Annotated in this window: 15 protein-coding genes; 11 read left to right on the plus strand and 4 right to left on the minus strand. The window is 41.2% G+C overall.

Translation table 11 applies throughout. From position 1 onward, the window contains the following. Positions 1 to 403 precede the first annotated feature (403 nt). The 9 genes from AB3351_RS03555 (at position 404) to AB3351_RS03595 (ending at position 11830) form a co-directional block, all read left to right on the plus strand. Complete coding sequence (locus AB3351_RS03555) at positions 404 to 1612, plus strand: M20 metallopeptidase family protein (RefSeq protein WP_371145755.1); 1209 nt, start codon at positions 404 to 406, stop codon at positions 1610 to 1612. 64 nt (positions 1613 to 1676) lie between these two features. Continuing rightward, positions 1677 to 3251 carry an ABC transporter substrate-binding protein gene (locus tag AB3351_RS03560; protein WP_371145756.1) on the plus strand — a complete coding sequence of 525 codons (1575 nt, stop codon included), beginning with the start codon at positions 1677 to 1679 and terminating at the stop codon, positions 3249 to 3251. 105 nt (positions 3252 to 3356) lie between these two features. Next, positions 3357 to 4307: an ABC transporter permease gene (locus tag AB3351_RS03565; RefSeq protein WP_371145757.1), complete on the plus strand. Its 951-nt coding sequence runs from the start codon at positions 3357 to 3359 to the stop codon at positions 4305 to 4307. A 13-nt stretch (positions 4308 to 4320) separates the two neighbouring features. Continuing rightward, the gene (locus AB3351_RS03570) at positions 4321 to 5223 is read left to right on the plus strand and encodes an ABC transporter permease (protein WP_371145758.1); all 903 of its coding nucleotides are present in this window, start codon (positions 4321 to 4323) and stop codon (positions 5221 to 5223) included. 36 nt (positions 5224 to 5259) lie between these two features. Continuing rightward, positions 5260 to 6273 (plus strand): ABC transporter ATP-binding protein, encoded by a 1014-nt coding sequence (locus AB3351_RS03575; protein WP_371145759.1) that lies wholly within the window; start codon positions 5260 to 5262, stop codon positions 6271 to 6273. Continuing rightward, a complete protein-coding gene (locus AB3351_RS03580) occupies positions 6254 to 7246 on the plus strand; it encodes an ABC transporter ATP-binding protein (protein WP_371145760.1) in 993 nt (330 codons plus the stop codon). Before AB3351_RS03575 ends, AB3351_RS03580 begins: the two co-directional genes overlap by 20 nt. A gap of 15 nt (positions 7247 to 7261) precedes the next feature. Further along, positions 7262 to 9025 (plus strand): S9 family peptidase, encoded by a 1764-nt coding sequence (locus tag AB3351_RS03585; RefSeq protein ID WP_371145761.1) that lies wholly within the window; start codon positions 7262 to 7264, stop codon positions 9023 to 9025. A gap of 139 nt (positions 9026 to 9164) precedes the next feature. After that, positions 9165 to 10487 (plus strand): hypothetical protein, encoded by a 1323-nt coding sequence (locus AB3351_RS03590; protein ID WP_371145762.1) that lies wholly within the window; start codon positions 9165 to 9167, stop codon positions 10485 to 10487. 218 nt (positions 10488 to 10705) lie between these two features. Continuing rightward, positions 10706 to 11830 carry an MBL fold metallo-hydrolase gene (locus AB3351_RS03595; RefSeq protein WP_371146254.1) on the plus strand — a complete coding sequence of 375 codons (1125 nt, stop codon included), beginning with the start codon at positions 10706 to 10708 and terminating at the stop codon, positions 11828 to 11830. Between the two features lie 70 nt (positions 11831 to 11900). Here AB3351_RS03595 and AB3351_RS03600 read toward each other — a convergent pair whose 3' ends face one another. From AB3351_RS03600 to AB3351_RS03615, 4 genes are all read right to left on the minus strand, one after another. Next, the gene (locus AB3351_RS03600; RefSeq protein ID WP_371145763.1) at positions 11901 to 12464 is read right to left on the minus strand and encodes a peroxiredoxin family protein; all 564 of its coding nucleotides are present in this window, start codon (positions 12462 to 12464) and stop codon (positions 11901 to 11903) included. 15 nt (positions 12465 to 12479) lie between these two features. Next, on the minus strand, positions 12480 to 13193 hold the full coding sequence (locus tag AB3351_RS03605; RefSeq protein ID WP_371145764.1) for a cytochrome c biogenesis CcdA family protein: 714 nt from the start codon (positions 13191 to 13193) through the stop codon (positions 12480 to 12482). A gap of 109 nt (positions 13194 to 13302) precedes the next feature. Next, positions 13303 to 14406 (minus strand): sensor histidine kinase, encoded by a 1104-nt coding sequence (locus AB3351_RS03610; RefSeq protein ID WP_371145765.1) that lies wholly within the window; start codon positions 14404 to 14406, stop codon positions 13303 to 13305. Continuing rightward, positions 14393 to 15085, minus strand: a complete 693-nt coding sequence (locus AB3351_RS03615; protein WP_371145766.1) for a response regulator transcription factor — start codon at positions 15083 to 15085, stop codon at positions 14393 to 14395. The genes AB3351_RS03610 and AB3351_RS03615 overlap by 14 nt, the downstream gene beginning before the upstream one ends. 223 nt (positions 15086 to 15308) lie before the next feature. On the opposite strand from AB3351_RS03615, the gene AB3351_RS03620 reads away from it, so the two are divergent. Continuing rightward, positions 15309 to 15536: a sulfurtransferase TusA family protein gene (locus AB3351_RS03620; protein ID WP_371145767.1), complete on the plus strand. Its 228-nt coding sequence runs from the start codon at positions 15309 to 15311 to the stop codon at positions 15534 to 15536. A gap of 22 nt (positions 15537 to 15558) precedes the next feature. Further along, the gene (locus tag AB3351_RS03625; protein ID WP_371145768.1) at positions 15559 to 16038 is read left to right on the plus strand and encodes a DsrE/DsrF/DrsH-like family protein; all 480 of its coding nucleotides are present in this window, start codon (positions 15559 to 15561) and stop codon (positions 16036 to 16038) included. Positions 16039 to 16344 lie beyond the last annotated feature (306 nt).

A 16344-nucleotide genomic window follows, 5' to 3' on the forward strand; every position in this document is an offset into this window, starting at 1 on the left:
CTGTAAGGACGAATGCTTTATTTAGCGAAAAACTCGTTTATATCTTTTCTAAAAAGGTAAAAGATAAGCAAGTGCTAAAAAGCGCTTACTCAAAAGCAGCCACGATACAACGGACGCCAGATGGCCCCTGTTGTATTGTCGCTGCTTTTTGTTATATATAAGGTTTTTGCTCCTAATTTATTAAATTTTAAAAAAATTAAATAAATATAGTTGCATTTTTTACTTGATATACTATAATGACGATTAACGGAACGTTTAAGGAAATATCCGAAAATAAAATAATGATCTTATAATGTGTGCTATGAGGAGGGTGATAGATCATCGTATTAAAAAAATGAATGAAGGTAGATTGTAGTCTCGTCAAAACGACCGGAGATCTTCTCTGAATTAAAGGAGCAAAAATATGTTAAAGCTAGCGGAAGAAGTTCTGGATAAGGTTTTTGAAGATGTACTTCAAATGAGAAGACATTTGCATGCACATCCGGAAATAAGCGGAGAAGAATTTCAAACTTCAGCCTATATCCAAAAAAAGTTAACAGAGTATGGTATCAAGTTTGAAGCTGGCTACGCTAAAACGGGTGTGCTTGGCATCATCGAAGGTGGACGTCCGGGTGGTACCGTCGCAATTCGTGCAGATATTGATGCCCTACCTATTCTTGAAAAGAATAACGACGAGTACATATCGAAGTTCCCGGGGAAGATGCATGCATGTGGACATGATGCACATACAGCCATGCTGCTTGGTGCAGGCAGGGTAATTAATGAAATAAAAGAGCAACTTTCTGGAAAAGTTCTCCTTGTCTTCCAACCAGCAGAAGAAGACGGACCGATTGGCGGAGCCAAACCAATGATGGATGATGGCGTTTTTAACAATAATCCGCCGGATGTAATTTTTGCCCAGCATGTTTGGCCGAATTTATCCGTAGGACAGGTTGGTATACGCGAAGGGGTGATGATGGGCAACTCTGATCGTTTTTCCATCACGATAAAAGGCGCAGGCGGGCATGCAAGTATGCCGCATCAAGCGATAGACGCAATCGTTGCTGCAAGTCAAATGGTGAACGCTTTGCAATCTATTATTAGCCGCAATGTCGATCCAATCGACTGTGTCGTATTAACAGTTGGAAAAATGGGAGGTGGTTACAGGTATAACGTTATCGCTGAAAAAGTAACGTTGGAAGGAACGATCCGTACATTTAAGGAAAAAACGAAAATGATGGCGAAGAAACGTTTTTTTGAAATTGTTGAAAACACGGCTAAAGCGATGGGAATTGAAGTTGAGATTGAGTATTTGGATGGCTATCCTTCAACAATAAATACTCCAAAATGGGCAGCACATGTCCGGAGCACCACAAGAACGTTATTTGGTGAAGAGAGTTTACCAGAAATAACACCGAGTCTTTGCGGAGAAGATTTTTCGAGATTCTTAGAAAAGTATCCAGGTGCGTTCATATGGCTTGGTACACAGGTTGAAAATGAAGAAGAACAAAAACCGCTGCATGATCCTAAGTTTAAAATAAACGAAAAAGCACTGCCTCTCGGGGTCAAACTCTTAGTTCATACCGTAGTGAATGCACTTGAAGAATTAGCAGAAAAAAAGAGCGCTAACTAAATAATTGCAAAGCAGAAGTTGAAGGTAGATATAAGCGAGTAAAATATAGAAGGGGAAATGAAAAATGTATAGAAACAAATTTACTTTTAGTTTTCTTATTTTGTTAATCCTCTCGTTATTTGCTGTAGGGTGCAGTGATAAGTCTACAGAGTCTACAAGCGGTAAGCCATCGACGGAAGGCGGCACACTAAAAATAGCAATCAGTGCCCAACCGCCTGCGCTTGACCCGGATATGACCAAAGCCTCGACGGCCATCGATATTGGAAGAAATATTTATGAAGGCCTTATGACAGTGAATGAAGAATTCCAACCTGTTCCGATGCTGGCTAAGTCTGTGGATAAAAGTGAAGATGGCAAGGTATATACGTTTCATTTAAGAGAAGGTATTACATTCCATAATAATAAAGAAATGACTGCAGAAGATGTTGAAGCCTCAATGAATCGCTGGTTAAAAAAATCAGAGGTTGCAAAAGTAAATCTAAGCGGCGCATCTTTTAAAGCACAGGATAAAAATAAAGTGGTTTTGAATTTAAAAGAGCGTTCATCGAATGTTTTAGATATGATGGCAGCTCGGGGCGAGGCCCTTGTTATGCCAAAGGAAGTGATTGCTGCTGAGGGTAAGAAGGGTGTATCCGAGTATATTGGAACCGGTCCCTTCAAATTTGAAGAATGGAAACAAGATCAATATATAAAATTAACTAAATTTTCAGATTACAAAGCGGTTGATTCAAAGCCGAGCGGGCTGGCTGGGAAAAAGGAAGCGCTCGTTAATGATGTATTTTATTATTTTGTAACAGATCCTTCCACCCGATTAGCCGGTATCCAAACAGGCCAATATGATATAGCTGATGAGATCCCGTTTGATAATTACGAACAACTAAAGAACACCCCAGATGCCAAAACATATCTTTCATTTGCCGGAGGTGGATCACTCAATATCGTATATAACAAAAAAGAAGGGATCTTTGCTGACGCTAAAATGAGACAGGCCATCAATGCCGCGTTGAATATGGAGATGATTATGAAAGCAAGTTTTTCTAATGGTGATCTGTACAGGATGACTCCTTCCTATATGAATAAAGACAATAGTAAGTGGTTTAGTGAAGCGGGGAAAGAATCATATAATCAGTCCAATACGGAAAAAGCAAAGCAATTATTAAAGGAAGCGGCCTATAACGGTAAGGAAATTAGAGTGCTGACGACACGCGATTATCCTTACAGCTACAAAGCAGCGGTTGTAATAAAGGAGCAGCTTGGAAAGCAAGGGATTAATGTGAATTTAGTAGTAAATGATTGGGCAACACTGCTCACATTGCGTCAGGACCCGAAAAAATGGGATATATTCATCGGCGGCATGGGCTTTTCATCCACGCCTGCTGAAATACTAGAATTAAGTCCTAATTATGCAGGTGGAATAGAAAATGAAAAAGTAACCAATTCGTTGAAGGCGATTACGCTAGCAGCCTCACAAGAAGAAGCTAAGAAGCATTGGGAAGAGCTGCAAGGATATCTTTGGAATGAGTACCTTCCAGTTAGCAAAGCAGGTCAATACAGTCGGATTATTGGAACGACCAATAAGTTAGAAGGTCTCTCAACGTTCCATGGCCCTATTCCGTGGAATATTAAAATCTTGAAGTAAAAATATCCCTCACTTCATTCATAAATTACGGTGAAGTGAGGGGAATTCATTTATGGCTAGCATGCTTTTTCCCCTACGTCTTTAGTACAGAGGAGGTTTCTGTAATTGTATAGTTACTTATTAAAACGTATCTTCTCGATTATACCTGTACTCTTTGTTGTTTTAACCGTTGTCTTTTTTGTCATCCATATCACTCCGGGCGATCCGGCGGCTGTTATGTTAGGTCCGGATGCTACCGCGCAGCAGATTGAAGAATTACGCGAACAGTGGGGCCTGAACCTTCCAATTTATCAGCAGTACATGAACTGGATTATTGCAGTACTTCAAGGTGATCTAGGTGTTTCTTATTTTATGGATCAGCCTGTAATAGAAGCGATATGGAGTCATATCGGACCCACCTTTGCGCTTGCTGTTATGGCGCAGATTTTGGCTTTGGTAATTGCGATACCACTAGGGATTTTGGCAGCTAAATATCACGGTTCTATTATAGATCGAATGTTTATGGGAGTTTCGCTATTAGGAATTTGTGTCCCTAGTTTCCTGTTGGGCTTGTTTTTCATTTTACTCTTTGCTGTTCAATTAAAATGGCTGCCTGTAGCCGGTTACCAACCTATAAGCGCGGGCTTATGGGAATATCTCAGACACTTGATCATGCCGGCTGTTGCCTTAGGTACTATGCAGGCCGCTCTTCTTGCACGGATGGCCCGATCCTCACTACTAGATACATTAAGTACAGATTTTATTAAAACAGCCCGATCTAAAGGAGTCAAAGAACGCAACGTTATTTACAAACATGCATTGCGAAATGCACTACTTCCTCTTTTAACGGTAATTGGACAAAGCTTCGGCGGGTTAATAACAGGAGCAGTCGTAACAGAGACCATTTTTAATATTCCTGGAATCGGACAGTTAATTATTGATTCTATCGAACGTCGAGATTTTTCCGTTATACAGGGGGCAGTATTATTCGTAACAGTAGCATTTGTGTTTGTTAACTTAATTGTTGATCTATTATATGGCGTTATCGATCCTAGAGTTCGATTAGGGCGCAAGTAAGGTGGCAATGGATATGAGAACAGTGGAAAGTAGCATGGAACAGGTTACTATTAGGGATAGCCTAAAAAAACAACAGCGTCAATTAGCTATTCGACGTTTTTTTTCGAATAAGCTTATGGTGATTGGCAGCGTCATCGTTCTTTTTTTATTGCTGATTGTAATGATCGGCCCGCTTCTCACGCCATACGACCCTTATGAGATGGAAGTGGCGGATCGATTGCAGGGGCCTAGCTCTCAACATCTGTTAGGAACAGATGACTTTGGACGTGATTTGTTTACCCGTATTGTTTACGGAGCAAAGGTTTCTATGGGAATTGGTTTTTCTGTAGCTATGATCACGTCATTTATGGGGATGGTTATTGGTTTGTATGCAAGCTATTATCGTACCCTGGATAATATATTGATGCGGATTACTGACGGATTGATGGCCTTTCCAAGCATATTGTTAGCGATTGCCCTTATGGCTGCGTTGGGGCCGAAAATGGGCAATGTCATATTAGCCTTAAGCATTGTGTTCACACCCTATATTGCACGTGTAGTTAGATCATCTGCCCTTGTGATCAAAGAGGAGACCTATATTGAAGCGATGAGAGCTCAAGGCGCTAGTGATACGCGTATCATCTGGCTGCATATCGCTCCAAACACATTATCACCATTAGTTGTACAAGCTACATTTATATTTGCTGATGCAATTATCACAGAAGCGTCCTTAAGCTATTTGGGTGCAGGCGTACCTTCGCCGAATCCAAGTTGGGGCAATATTTTGTATGATGGTAAATTAGTGATTTTTAATGCTTGGTGGATGGTAGTGTTTTCCGGGTTGGTGATTGTCGCATCTGTCCTTGGTTTAAACTTGCTGGGTGATGGATTACGCGACTTTTTAGACCCTAAGACAAACAATAACAAAAACAAATAAATGTAGTAGGCGCTTAATGTGGAAGGAGAAATGATTATGACAGCGTGTCTTTTAGAGATAAAAGATCTTCGAACGCATTTTTATACAGAACGAGGACGTGTCACGGCCGTTGATGGCATTACTTTTAAAGTAGAAGAAGGAGAGATCGTAGGGGTTGTTGGTGAATCGGGCTGTGGTAAAAGTGTGACCTCGCAATCAATTCTAAAATTATATGATGAAAGATTAGTTGAGTATGAAGGTGAAATTAATTTAAAAGGAAGAAATTTATTGCCGCTCTCAAAATCGGAGATGCAAAAAATTCGAGGCAACAATATTTCAATGATTTTTCAAGATCCCTTGAGTTCGCTTAATCCTGTATATACGATCGGGTATCAGATTACGGAAGCGATTATGCTTCACCGTAAAGTATCCAAAAAGGAAGCGTATGAAAAGGCAATCGACATGCTGAGAATGACAGGAATTCCAACTCCGGAAGTCCGCATTCATGACTATCCGCATCAGTTATCAGGCGGGATGCGGCAGCGCGTCATGATTGCAATGGCACTTGTATGCCAGCCGAAATTATTGATTGCTGATGAGCCTACTACAGCGCTGGATGTGACCATTCAAGCTCAGATTTTAGATTTAATAATGCAGATGAATCAAGAGCTTAACATGGGTATTATTTTAATCACGCATGATTTAGGGGTGGTAGCGGAAACCTGCACGCGCGTGATCATTATGTATCTTGGCCAAATCGTGGAAGAATCCGACGTTGCAACGCTTTTTGCAAAACCGCTTCATCCCTATACGAAAGGCTTGGTGAAGTCGATTCCTAAACTTGAAGGTGATCGAACACAGAAACTCTATACGATTAAAGGAGCAGTCCCTTCTTTAAACAATATTCCGATAGGATGCCGTTTTGCGCCTCGATGCGAATATGCAGATGAGCTTTGTATAACAAAAATGCCAGAGATTGAGCACTATCAAGGTTCCCACAAAGTTAGGTGCTGGCATTACGAAAAAATTGCTCAAGGAGAGGAGCAAAACTATGCTGCAACGAATCAATGAGCATCCTATTCTCAAAGTTCAGGATTTAAAAAAGTATTTTCCTCTAAAAAGTAGTTTTATGAATTTCGGGGCTGAAGTTGCGCAAGTTAAAGCAGTAAATGGCGTTTCTTTTGAACTTTATGAAGGAGAAACCTTTGGGTTGGTTGGGGAGTCCGGCTGCGGAAAAAGCACGACAGGGAAAACGATTCTACGTTTAACAGAACCGACAGCAGGAGAAGTCGTATATAAGGATAAAAATATATGTGATCTGGCGGGAAAATCCTTGCGTAATATTCGCCAGGAGCTACAAATGGTATTCCAAGATCCGTATTCTTCTCTAAATCCGAAAAAACGAGTGGGCAGTATTTTAGAAGAACCCCTATTCATCCACCGTATTGGTTCTGCAAAAGAACGAACAGAACGAGTCATGGATATTCTGTATAAAGTGGGAATGCAGATGGAGCATTACTATAGGTATCCTCATGAATTATCAGGAGGACAAAAGCAGCGGATTGGCTTAGCAAGAGCTCTTATTGTTAATCCTAAAATCATTATTTTTGATGAGCCGGTCTCCGCTTTGGATGTTTCGATTCAATCACAAATCATTAATCTATTAGAAGAGCTGCAGGATGAACTGAAGCTTACCTATCTTTTTATTACGCATGACATTAGTGTCGTACGTCATATTTCAGATCGTATCGGTGTAATGTACTTGGGACAGATGGTAGAGGAAGCCCCAACTGATCGATTGATTGATACACCGCTGCATCCCTATACACAGGCGTTATTATCAGCAGTGCCGCTTCCAAATCCAAATGCTAAAAGAGAGCGTATTATACTCAAGGGGGAGGTTCCTTCTCCACTAAATCCACCGGCAGGGTGTGCTTTTCATACAAGATGTAGGTATGTTATGGACATCTGCAAGCAGGAAGTTCCGGTAAAAAGAGAGATTGAACCTGCTCATTTTGTAGCTTGTCATTTGCATAAATCATAGAGAGGCTGAGAAAAGATGTATATAACTGCAAATAGTGCTTATCAATCACAAGCAATCCCCAAAAAAAACAAATTTACTTTTATATCTGAAATTACGGGTATTCCTCAGGTATGGACATTGGACGAAAAAGGGGAGCCGATTCAATTTGGTCAATTTGAGGATCGGATTATGGATGTACAGCATTCACCTTTAGGCACGATGACCATTGTTGGGATGGATCACAAGGGGAATGAAAAACAACAATTATATATTGTTCGACATAATGGTGAAAAGGTTGAGGAATTAGTAAACGAACCTGAATATTTTCATCATTTGGGCGGTTGGTCGCCGGATGAAAGTAAAATCACATTTTCTAGTAATCGTAGGGGCCCGGGAGTTTTTGATATCTTTGTGCAAGATATCAATTCAAAAGAGATCGAACCTATTTTTCAATCTGATGAAATCTGTACGCCCTTACAGTGGGTTCCTGATGGAGAAAGTATTCTGATTAGTATTAGCAGGACGAACATTGATAGAGATATATACAAATTGAATATAAAAACGAAGGAAATGTTAAGACTCGGTGAAAAAGGGAAGTTGGCTCGCTATGAATCCATCGAGTTAACGAAAGATAGCAAAGGCGGATATTTAGTAACTGATTTAGGTGAAGATACGATGTATATATGCCGTTTTTCTTTTGCGTATCCTGACAAGTATGAAAAGCTGGTTGGTTCATCCCAATGGGATATTGAAGAAATGAAATTATCACCAAATGAGGATCGTTTACTTTTCACAATGAATGAAGGCGGCATATCGAAGCTGTTTACATTGGACGTAGCTACCAATGAAAAGAAGGGTGTAGAAGGAATAGCAGCCGGAGTAATTCGTTCACTTTCCTGGTTGAATAATAATCAATGTATTTTCTCTGTCAAGACACCTGTATGTACCGGAGATATTTGGAGGTATACATGGGATAGTGGAAAGGTAGAAAGATTGACTTATGTAGGGCAAGTAGTAGCGGAAAATGATGTGCAGAAGAGACCTGCTTTACATTCGTTCACCTCTTTTGATGGGCTTAGTGTTCCCTATTTTTATTATGAAAAAGAAGAAGGGGGAAATAAGCCTGTTGTCATATACGTTCATGGCGGCCCGGAAAATCAAACACGGGCAGATTATAATCCCCTCATTCAATATTTAGTTAGCCAGGGATTTGCGGTGGCTGCGCCTAATATTCGAGGCAGCAAGGGATATGGTCGGGCTTACATAAAATTAGATGATGGAAGAAAACGGATGGATGCCGTTCAAGACTTGGTATGGCTTGTCAAAGATATAATAAAGTCAAAAGGTGCCGATGCTCAAAAAATTGGGATCATGGGAGAAAGTTATGGTGGCTTTATGGTGTTAGCTGCTTTAACACACTATCCTGATTTATGGGCGGCTGGTGTTGATATTGTAGGCATGTCCAATATTAGAACCTTTCTTGAAAATACAGGAAAGTGGCGTCGTCACTTAAGGGAATATGAATACGGTACACTAAAAGAGCATGCACAATTTTTTGATGAAATTGCACCGTTATATCATTCTCATAAAATTACAGCGCCCTTGTTAGTTTTTCATGGACGTAATGATACGCGTGTTCCTGTTAGTGAAGCGGAACAACTCGTATCCGACATGGAAAAGCGTGGCCAAGTTGTAAAGCTGGTTGTTTTTGAAGATGAAGGGCATGATACGCAGAAAGTAGAAAATATTTCTGAAATGAGCAGAATGATTAGTGAGTTTATGACAACATACGTAAAGTAAAAAGAAGAGTACGGTAGTTCGTTGTATAAAAACACTGTCTCATTTTCTTTTTCCTTGCTTTTTGAGTTAAGTAACATGTGTAATGTATATAGGTTCCATTCTTACACAGTATATATAACAATAAGCAGGTGGATGCAAAATGAAAATAAGACTAGGGCTTGTAGGGCCGCAGGATTCATTACAAAATATGATGAATGTAGCCAAAGAGTATGAAGACATTGAAGTTATCACGTTTCCGTATGAGCGAACAGAAGAGACGCTTTCTATTCTGAAAAATAATAATCATGTTATAGACCAGTGGATGTTTTCAGGACAAGCACCTTATCATTATGCGTTAAATGAAGGAATCATCACAGAGAGTCAGGGAAGCTATCCCCCTTTACATGGCTCAAGTTTTATCGGAACATTACTCGAAGCATTTGTGGCAGAGGAGAGGATTATACACAAGTTTTCAGTTGATACAATTGATCAATCAGAATTTGAATCAGCCCAGGCACCTTATTTGTTCGAATCACTTCAGTTTTATTTTTATTCGTATAAAGGATATATGGAAGCGCAAAAGCTTGTTACGTTTCATCGAGATTTATATGAAGCTGGTAAAGTTGAAGTTGCACTAACATGCCTGAAAACTGTGTATTCGGAATTAAAAAAAATCGGAATTCCATGCTATCGTGTAAAGCCAGCGAATATTTCAATTAAGCTTGTTCTTGATTTTCTAAGGGAAAGAGGACTTTCTAGTAAGTATAGAATGTCGCAGTTAGCTGTGCTTGGGGTAGAGACGATTGATGCAACAAAGACAACGGAGAGTAGGCATTTTTCCTATCGTGAAAAGCATCAAAAACTTGATCTTATGAAGGTGCTGCTGGAGTTTTCCGAGGATATCAAGGGGTCATTTGTTCAATTGGGTGATGATTTATCCTTTATCTATACGACAAGAGGAGAGCTTGATTTTAGTTTGAAAAAGAAAGTTATTCAATCGCTTATTGATAAAATAAAAACTAAAAGCGGTCTAAATGTAAAGCTTGGACTTGGCTATGGTGTGACCGTTTTAGAGGCAGAACAAAACCTTCGCCTTGCCTTTCATCATGTACGCGAACATGCGGATGAAGTTTTTGTCGTAGTGAATGAAGATAGGGAAGTGATTGAGTACAAGGCAAATGAGGAACTCCAATTTCAACAGCGGAATTGGGGCGAGGAATGGGAGAAGCGTTTCAAAGATGCGTCCATTTCGTTTGCCATCGTATCAAAAATAGAAGCGTTGGCCAATCATTATAAGAAAGTTATTGTGACATCAACCGATATTTCACTCTGGTTAAAGTGTTCTGAGCGAAATAGCAGACGCGTACTGGCAGAGATGGAGAGAATCGGACTTTCTGTAACAGTTGGTGAAGAACAATCAGGCCATCGTGGTCGACCTAAAAAAATATATAAATTATTGTTTCCTTCTGTATTAATTTCGTAGAGAAGGCAAGTGCCAAAGAGCGCTTACTCAAAAGCAGCCGTGATGCAATGGATGCCAGATGGCCCCTGTTGTATTGTCGCTGCTTTTTTGGTGATACTAAAAGAGCGATAGTAGACACAAGCTTCAATCTGTATTATAATCATCTTACGTTTAAAGATTACCTATAGGGGTATAAGTATATTGTGAGACTTAATTTATATAAAAGGGGAGGCAACATGATGAATCCTGCAATTCTTACCGCAACAGAAGTGGCAGAGCGAGTGATACAGAACAAGGACTTGTTCATTCTAGATGTGCGCAATGAAGAGGATTTTCAAAACTGGAAAATTGAAGGTGCTGGCGTTACGCACCTCAATGTTCCATATTTTGATTTGCTGGAAGGTGTCGATGCAATCATGGACAAGCTTCCGGAGGATAAAGAAATAGTAGTTGTATGTGCAAAGGAAGGCTCTTCTAAGTTTGTCGCCGATCAATTGGCTGAGGCAGGACGTACTGTCGCCTATTTGCAGGGTGGAATGAAGTCGTGGAGCGAGCATTTAGAGCCTGTAAAACTTGGAGAGATTACAGGGGGAGCGATTTATCAATTTAATCGTCTTGGCAAGGGATGCTTATCCTACCTTATTGCTTCTGAAGGCGAAGCTGTTGTTGTCGATGCCGTTCGTATGACAGATACATTTATTGAGTTTGCCAAGCAGCATAACCTTAGGATCAAGTATGTGCTGGACACACATCTGCATGCTGACCATATTTCAGGGGGACGTATGCTGGCAGAAAAGACGGGTGCAACGTATTGGCTGCCGCCAAAAGACGCAGAAGAAGTCACGTATTCCTTTGAACCATTAGAAGATGGAAAATCCCTCAGTGTAGGTCAGGCAAATATTAGCGTACAGTCACTGTACTCTCCTGGTCATACGATTGGAAGTACATCGCTGATTGTCGATAATCAATATTTATTAACAGGAGACATCTTGTTTGTGGACTCCATTGGGCGCCCGGATCTGGCTGGTAAAGCTGAGGATTGGGTGAGTGATTTGCGCCGTACATTGTACCAAACGTATAAACAGCTTTCTCCGGAGCTGTATGTGCTTCCGGCTCACTTTGCGAAGCCGGAAGAATTGGATGAGAAAGGACGTGTCATGGCGCGTCTAGGAGATTTGTATGCCAAAAATGCGGGTCTTCAAGTCGAGGAAGAAGATTCCTTCCGTCGGATGGTCACTGAGAACCTACCTCCGCAGCCGAATGCATACCAGGAAATTCGGGAAACAAATATGGGGAAGCGTGAACCAAGTCAAGAAGAGCAGCGTGAGATGGAAATCGGTCCAAACCGTTGTGCTGTTTCATAATAAGAAAGCGGCACTCCTTCATACAGAAGGGGTGCCGCTTTTTCGTGTTGAATTCGTTAATAGCGCATCATTAGGGCAGATCACTTGTCAGCTTTTCCATCGTATCATAATCCATCGGCCCTGTAATAGCCTGATGGATGATCCCGTTACTATCTATAATGTAGCTGGTGGGAATGGCTTGGACTTGAAATGTATTGGCAATCTCGCTTTTTTCATCCAAAAAAACAGGGAATGTAAGTCCGAACTCTTGGATAAAGGCGGGGACACTATTTTTGTTTTTTTCCGATTGTGTTAGATTGATGGCCACAATCTCGATGCCTTTTTGCTTGTTTTTCTCATAGAATTTTTGCATATCCGGCATCTCAGCCCGGCAGGGAGGACACCATGTTGCCCACATGTTGACAATTACTTTTTTGCCACGGAAATCAGACAATTTCTTCTCCGTCCCATCCATTGCTTTTAGTACAAAGTCAGGAGCCATGTCTCCTTGATTGATACCAATCTTTGCAGCGGAGCTTTGTTCTGGATCTGCTTTATAGGCTCCGTTGGCAGATTTATTGCCGTTACTGGTGGTACTGTAAAACATCCAGCCAGCCAATACCAGTAATGTGACAACCGCAATCCATTTCTTCATCTTATCATTCTCCCCCTATATCGTATAAGTGAATTGTGCAAGCCAGGCACTGATCTTCTGCATTTGTCCTGTAAAAAGCAGTATGCCCATCCCTACCATAATCCAGCCGCTGCTCTTTGAAATGACAGGCATAAAGCGGTTGACCTTTTTCATAACGGTAAGCGAATAGGTAAGGACAAAAGAAAGCGCGAAAAACGGAATGCCCAATCCCAGCGAATAAATCCATAATAAAACCATGCCATTGTACATCGTCTCTGCCGAGCCGGCCAAAAGTAAAATGGATGACAGGGCAAGCCCTACACAGGGTGTCCATCCGGAGCCAAAGGCAAGCCCAAGCAGGACAGAGCCCCATATATTCTGCTGCTTCGCGGCAGTTGTATCCCAGCGTTTTTCCATCATAAGAAAACGAAGATTAAGCATACCAGCCATTTGAAAACCGAAAATTATGATTAAAATGCCGCTGATCTGCTCGACAAGCTGTCGATTCTCACGGAACAGCTGACCGACGAAGCTTGCAGACGCGCCCATTACAACAAAAATAAAACTGAAACCGAGAATAAAGCCCAGCGATCGGATCATGACTACTTTTCGTTCCGCATTCAATCGGTTTTGTTTGATGTTTCCCCCGGTTAAGTGTGCAACATAGGCTGGAAGCAGGGGAAAGATGCAGGGAGAAAAGAAAGAAATGATTCCAGCCGCGAAAGCGAAGGCAAAAGAAATGGTTTCCATATACTCAAGGGTCCTCCTACACGATTTTTCTTTACTGTATCGCTCCATTGTTAAGAATCAATAAAGAGCACAATAAAAAGCCAACGAATATTCGATGGCTTAGTATAGATTAGTCCTTATCTATAGGTTTCTCTTTATCTGTATACAGGGGCAATACCAAGGAAAAAGTATGCTCATTTTGCTTAGAGGTAACGCTGATGCTTCCCTGATGATGTGCTGCAATTTCTTTTACGATGGACAGTCCGAGCCCAGCGCCTCCTGTATGACGGTTCCTCGAAGGCTCCAACCGGTAAAAACGTTCAAAAATCAGTGCGGATTGCTCAGCAGGGATTGGCGTACCGAGATTGGTAATGTGGATGACATACATCCGTCCATTCTTTTCTGCGCTTATTTTTATCCAGTCACTTTCGTTGTACAGTATAGAGTTGGCTATCAAGTTTTCTACTGCCTGTTTTATGCCCTGTTCATTTCCCCATATAATTGCCTCATCGATAGAGGATGCGCAATGAATGCCTCGCTTCTGAAAAGAGACGGTAAATGCATGCAATACAGTATGCAGTAGATCATGAATGGATAAGGAAACAAAAGGCATGCTAGCCTTCTGTGTTTGCCATGTATGAAGCTGTTGAAATTGCTCAACCAATCGGGTTAAGTGCTGTGATTCTTCGTACAGTGAAGAGAACAGAGCTGGTGATCCATCAATATCACGATGATGCAAAGCTTCTAAATATCCGTTCAAGTTCGTGAGCGGTGTACGCAGATCATGGGCAATATCGGCGATCATATTGTTTCGCTGCTGTTCCTGCTGCTTAAGCTTGGCTACAAGGTGATTGAAGGCATCCGTAAGCTGTCCGATCTCATCAGTGCTACTGACACGAAGCGGGGCCGGATAGGTTCCGCCCGTCATCTGTCGCGTCGCCTGGGCCAACTGGCGAAGCGGAAGAAACCATTTGCGGATAAAATAAAAATGTACAGCAGCGGCAATAATAATCGCAACAAAGCTGGCGCGTATCAAATAGAATTGCATGGTCTGATTAAAAAAAGCATTTTTGGCTTCTCCCACAATCCGAAAGTCGTTTACCAGAAGGCAGGCAAAGTCCTTAACGGAAACACCGGCAATGAAAATAACAATTAAAATGACGGCGCTGTTTACCCAAATCAATTTCCACTGTAAGCTGTGAAAAAGTGCGGAATACGGTTTAAAATGCGACAAAGCGATACCCCATTCCGCGCACAGTATCAATAAAATCGTGTTCCGGTGCTTCTTTGCTGATTTTTTCCCGCAGCTTGCCAATGTGTACATCAATGGTTCGTTCAGTTACGATCTTTTCCTGATTGGGATATAATTCTTCAAGAAGCTGCTCACGCGTCAGAATCTGATTCGGATGCTGCATAAGGAATTGTAGCAAGCGAAACTCATGCACGGTGAGCGGCAGAGTGCTGCCATTGATTTTTGCTTCGCCGCGCAGCGGTTTGAGCGTTAGACCGCGGTAGCTAATTTTGCTGCAGCGGTGTGCAGTGCGACGCAGTACGGTTTCGATGCGGGCGATTAGCTCACGTGGACTGAACGGTTTGGTTAAGTAATCGTCTGCGCCCATCTGCAAGCCTTGGATTTTTTCTTCATCATGAACTTTTGCTGTGACCATAATAAGAGGTACATCGCTTTTGACATCTTGCCGTATCCAACGACAGACTTCTTCGCCACTCAGCTTCGGGAGCATCAGATCGAGAATAACAAAGCAAGGGTCATACAGCGCAAATAGCTGCTTCCCCTCTTCACCAGTTCCTGCTTCCCATACATCATATCCTTCTTTTTCTAAATAGATCCGCATCAGCGCTCTGATTTTTGCATCGTCTTCGATAAGTAAGATTGATTTTCCCTTTACACCCATTATGTCCTCCATCCGTTGCTGTTTCGTTATTATCTATACTATAGCCCGTATTTATAAAGAATCAATAAAGAAATGGTGAGATGTTTCCTGTAGACAAATGCTTGATTGCCTTATATAATACTCCATAGGGTATAAGGAAAAGAATTGCTTCGCAAAATAAATTTTTTTCTTGTTTTATATACGTATACCTGTATATGTAAAATATTTTGAGGAGGAGTTATAGATGAACGTAGATAAAGTAATTGATGCAAAAGGGCTCGCATGTCCAATGCCGATTGTTAGAACAAAGAAGGCGATGAATGAATTAGAGTCAGGACAAGTATTGGAGATTCACGCGACGGATAAAGGCGCAAAAAATGATTTGGCAGCCTGGGCCAAATCAGGTGGGCATGAATGGTTGGATGCTAAAGAAGAGAATGGTGTCCTTATGTTTTGGATACGAAAAGGGTAGAAGATAACGAAAGGGGATCAATATGGAGAATAGAAAAACAACAAATATTATTTTGTTTAGCGGTGATTACGATAAAGCAATGGCCGCATATATTATTGCCAATGGGGCTGCAGCGTATGATCATGACGTTACGATTTTTCACACATTCTGGGGTTTGAATGCACTGAGAAAAGAAGAACTTATTCCGGCTAAGAAAACCTTCTTAGAAAAAATGTTTGGTAAAATGATGCCGCGTGGTGCCGATAAAATGGGACTGTCCAATATGAATTTTGCCGGAATTGGTCCACAGCTCATTAAAAAAGTAATGAAAAAACATAATGCTGTGCCGCTGCCTCAGCTTATTGAGATGGCGCAGGAGCAAGACATTAAGCTTGTCGCATGTACGATGACGATGGATCTTCTCGGATTGCGGCAGGAAGAACTGCTTGATAATGTTGAATATGCCGGTGTTGCCGCCTATTTAGCTGATGCAGAAGATGGAAATGTGAATTTGTTTATTTAACGACCTATGATGGTCGAGATAAGGTAGTACATGAAAAGCGGAGTCCTCCCTGTTGGGAGTGGCTCCGTTTTTTATGACAAAACTTATGACTTAACCATGTAAGTTATAGGTCTATATGCTCTTAATGATATGAACATTGGAACGTAATATTTTATTTGAATTAGTTTTATGTCTGAAAAAAGTCTTAATTCATGTATAGATAAGAGACAGAATATATTATTCATTGTAAGTGTGATTTTGATATTAGCTAATGAAGACAATATTTACGGGCGACGAGCGCTCGAAATGAAACAAAGATACATACAC

This window comes from Aneurinibacillus sp. REN35 (assembly GCF_041379945.2).
Classification (GTDB): Bacteria; Bacillota; Bacilli; order Aneurinibacillales; family Aneurinibacillaceae; genus Aneurinibacillus.

Bases quoted from the DNA above. Each gene is read 5' to 3' on its own strand.
- AB3351_RS03615 (WP_371145766.1), bottom strand. From the start codon at position 15,085: ATGGGTGTAAAGGGAAAATCAATCTTACTTATCGAAGACGATGCAAAA.
- AB3351_RS03605 (WP_371145764.1), bottom strand. From the start codon at position 13,193: ATGGAAACCATTTCTTTTGCCTTCGCTTTCGCGGCTGGAATCATTTCT.
- AB3351_RS03625 (WP_371145768.1), top strand. From the start codon at position 15,559: ATGGAGAATAGAAAAACAACAAATATTATTTTGTTTAGCGGTGATTAC.
- AB3351_RS03570 (WP_371145758.1), top strand. From the start codon at position 4,321: ATGAGAACAGTGGAAAGTAGCATGGAACAGGTTACTATTAGGGATAGC.
- AB3351_RS03555 (WP_371145755.1), top strand. From the start codon at position 404: ATGTTAAAGCTAGCGGAAGAAGTTCTGGATAAGGTTTTTGAAGATGTA.
- AB3351_RS03590 (WP_371145762.1), top strand. From the start codon at position 9,165: ATGAAAATAAGACTAGGGCTTGTAGGGCCGCAGGATTCATTACAAAAT.
- AB3351_RS03560 (WP_371145756.1), top strand. From the start codon at position 1,677: ATGTATAGAAACAAATTTACTTTTAGTTTTCTTATTTTGTTAATCCTC.
- AB3351_RS03575 (WP_371145759.1), top strand. From the start codon at position 5,260: ATGACAGCGTGTCTTTTAGAGATAAAAGATCTTCGAACGCATTTTTAT.
- AB3351_RS03595 (WP_371146254.1), top strand. From the start codon at position 10,706: ATGAATCCTGCAATTCTTACCGCAACAGAAGTGGCAGAGCGAGTGATA.
- AB3351_RS03600 (WP_371145763.1), bottom strand. From the start codon at position 12,464: ATGAAGAAATGGATTGCGGTTGTCACATTACTGGTATTGGCTGGCTGG.
- AB3351_RS03585 (WP_371145761.1), top strand. From the start codon at position 7,262: ATGTATATAACTGCAAATAGTGCTTATCAATCACAAGCAATCCCCAAA.
- AB3351_RS03620 (WP_371145767.1), top strand. From the start codon at position 15,309: ATGAACGTAGATAAAGTAATTGATGCAAAAGGGCTCGCATGTCCAATG.
- AB3351_RS03580 (WP_371145760.1), top strand. From the start codon at position 6,254: ATGCTGCAACGAATCAATGAGCATCCTATTCTCAAAGTTCAGGATTTA.